The 2,706-nt window shown below is 67.4% G+C and carries 3 protein-coding genes and 1 pseudogene; 1 reads left to right on the plus strand and 3 read right to left on the minus strand.

The genetic code is table 11. The annotated features are described in order from the left end of the window. The 3 genes and pseudogenes from LI92_RS20875 to LI92_RS20885 form a co-directional block, all read right to left on the minus strand. Nucleotides 1-113: pseudogene (locus tag LI92_RS20875) on the minus strand (WXG100 family type VII secretion target); the annotation flags it as partial. Nucleotides 114-157: 44 nt separating this feature from the next. After that, nucleotides 158-1,324, minus strand: a complete 1,167-nt coding sequence (locus LI92_RS20880) for a PPE family protein (RefSeq protein ID WP_052740886.1) — start codon at nt 1,322-1,324, stop codon at nt 158-160. Nucleotides 1,325-1,339: 15 nt separating this feature from the next. Then, the gene (locus tag LI92_RS20885; RefSeq protein ID WP_046322336.1) at nt 1,340-1,639 is read right to left on the minus strand and encodes a PE family protein; all 300 of its coding nucleotides are present in this window, start codon (nt 1,637-1,639) and stop codon (nt 1,340-1,342) included. Nucleotides 1,640-1,914: 275 nt separating this feature from the next. Here LI92_RS20885 and LI92_RS20890 point away from each other — a divergent pair. Beyond that, the coding region (locus LI92_RS20890; protein WP_046322337.1) for a metal-dependent hydrolase at nt 1,915-2,706 on the plus strand (792 nt) is incomplete at its 3' end.

Here is a 2,706-nt window from a genome sequence, read left to right on the forward strand (position 1 = left end):
GTCGACGACGCCCACATCCGGCGAGCCTCGTCCTCAACGGTCTGCGCGTGCACATCGAACCGGCCGGCCATCGCACGCATCGCGTCCGGTTCGGTCATAAAACGTGAAGTCATGATTTGCTCTCCTCAAGGTGAAAATCGGTGCAGCCGGGCTCGGCTCACCACATCGTGGAACGCCGTCCCTTGACGGCCTTTCGCTTTGCCTCCTCGACAGACTTGTTTTCGCGGTATTGCGAGTTGGCGCCGCGCCCGCCCATCGTCATCAGCGGCGCCCCGCCGAACAGCGGCATCCCGCCGAACATTCCGCCGCCCACACCCTCGGCGGCCACCACGTTGGCGGCCTCGACCTCGGCTGCCGCCAGGCGCATCTCGGGAGCCGCGGTCGCCCAGGCTTTGGGAACCGACAGCCCGCTGACCGACTGCGCGCTGCCGACCGAGGCCGACGTGGCCGAGGCCAGGCCGGCCGACGCAGGTGCCGCCAACGTCGGGGCCAGACCGAGAGGTACACCTGCCGCGATGGACATCGGTGACGCGTCTCCCAAGCCGAACGGCGACGGAAGCGCGGCGCCCGCAATGAGGTACTCGGGTATGAAGGCCGCGATGATGGCCACGGTCAGCGCGGTTCCCACCGGAGTGACGCCCAACGCCCCGAGATCGGCGAGAATGTCGCCGATGACCGGGGGAATTGCCGATTGTGCCGCGCCCGGCAACGCCTCCATCACCCCGTTGACCGCGGCTTGCGCGGCACCTTGCCCGAGCGCCTGGGCGCTGGCTGCCTCTTGTGCCGCGGCGCCGGCCGGGTTGGCCGTTTGCGGCGGCGGCCCGAATGGCGCTACCTGCGAAGCGAGTTCCGCGGCAGCTGCGTAGCTGAACATCGCGGTGGCATCCTGTGCCCACATCTCGGCGTACTGGGCTTCGGTGGCCGCGATCGCCGGGGTGTTCTGACCGAAGAAGTTGGTCGCCACCAGCGTGGCCAGCTGTGCCCTGTTGGCCGCGATCACCGGCGGCGGCACCGTCATCGCGAACGCCGTCGCGTGCGCCGCAGCCGCGGCCTTGGCCTGCGCGCCGGTCTGCTCGGCCTGTGCGCCGGTGGCGCTGAGCCACGTGATGTACGGCGCGGCCGCCGCAGCCATGCGGATCGAGGAGACGCCCTGCCAGGCGCCGCTGGTGAGGCCGGAGATCACCGACTGGTAATTGGCTGCGGTGGTGTGCAGTTCGGCAGCCAGTTCATCCCAGGCCGCCGCGGCCGCCAACAATGACCCGGCGCCCGGGCCGGCGTACATGCGTCCGGAGTTGATCTCCGGCGGAAGCATCGCGAAATCCATTGCCCCTGACTCCTATCAACCAGCTGCGAGCGCGTTGGCGGCCTCGGCAGCCGCATACGAATTGCTGCTGGCGGCAAGCGTGGCGACGAACATTTCGTGAATCGCGGTGGCCTGCGAGCTGATCTGCTGGTACATCAGCGCCTGCGCGGCAAAACGCGCAGCGGTCGTTGCTGAGACCTCGTCGGCGGACGGGGGGACCACGCCGGTCGTCGGGACTGAAGCCGCCGCGTTCTGGGCTGCGAGCGCGAAGCCCGCAGCGCTGAGGCTGTCGGCTGCTGTCCTGAGTTCCTCGGTATGTGCGGTGACAAAAGTCACTGAGCTTCTCCTCGTTTTTCGGCCGCCCCGGAACGGTCGGCTGGTGACGCCCTGTGACGTTTCCTGGCAAGAGCCTTGGAGTTCAAGCTGGTTAACAGCTTTTTAAACGGGAGCCCGACAATGTAACCGCGCCGTAACGGTGCGCTCACTTGGTAATCGGCACGTAACAGAGACGCCGCAGCGGCCCTCAACGCGTAGGGCTCCCTCGGTCCGGCTCTACGCCCGTCGCCTTCTACTTGACATTCACCGTATATTTGTCAAAAAGGGAGGTCTGGATGCTCAGCGTTGACGACACCGCAGCGGGCCCGCACGCGCCCAATACAGGGCTGGACCACGAACGCATCGTGCTGCAGGCCCGTGACGTCGGATTCGACTGGTCCGAGTTGCCGGTGCACTACGTGCCCGGCGAGCCGTTCGTCACCCACTTCTGCGATGTGCTGCACCTGTTACTGCCTGCCGGCGAGGAGTTCTTCGTCGAAGTGTTCAAACAGGCGCTGCCGCTGATCAAGGACGATCAGCTTCGGCTGGACGTGCAGGGCTTCATCGGACAGGAAGCCACTCACTCTCAGGCGCACGCCGCGGTCGCGGACCACCTGGCGGCCCGCGGCGTCGACATGGCACCGTTCACCGCCCAGATGGCCTGGCTGTTCGGCAAGCTGCTCGGGGATCGGCCGCACTGGAGCCAGCGCCGCCAGCAGCGCTGGTTGCTGGAGCGGGTGGCTCTGGTGGCCGCAGTGGAGCACTACACGGCCATTCTCGGCGAGTGGATTCTCGACAGCCCCGCACTCGACGCGATCGGGGCGCACCCGGTGATGCTGGACATGTTGCGCTGGCATGGCGCCGAAGAGGTCGAACACAAGGCGGTTGCCTTCGACGTGATGAAGCACCTGCGAGCCGGATTCCTACGTCAGGTCCGCACCCAACTTGCCGTCACGCCGCTGATGCTGCTGATGTGGGTGCGCGGCCTGCGCTACATGTACAAGGCCGACCCGCTGTTGCCGCCCGGGACCAGGCCGCGTTGGCGGGACTGGTTCGCCGCGGCGCGGCGCGGGCTGGTGCCCTCGCCG

This window comes from Mycobacterium sp. UM_Kg1, from assembly GCF_000972925.1.
Classification (GTDB): domain Bacteria; phylum Actinomycetota; class Actinomycetes; order Mycobacteriales; family Mycobacteriaceae; genus Mycobacterium; species Mycobacterium hiberniae.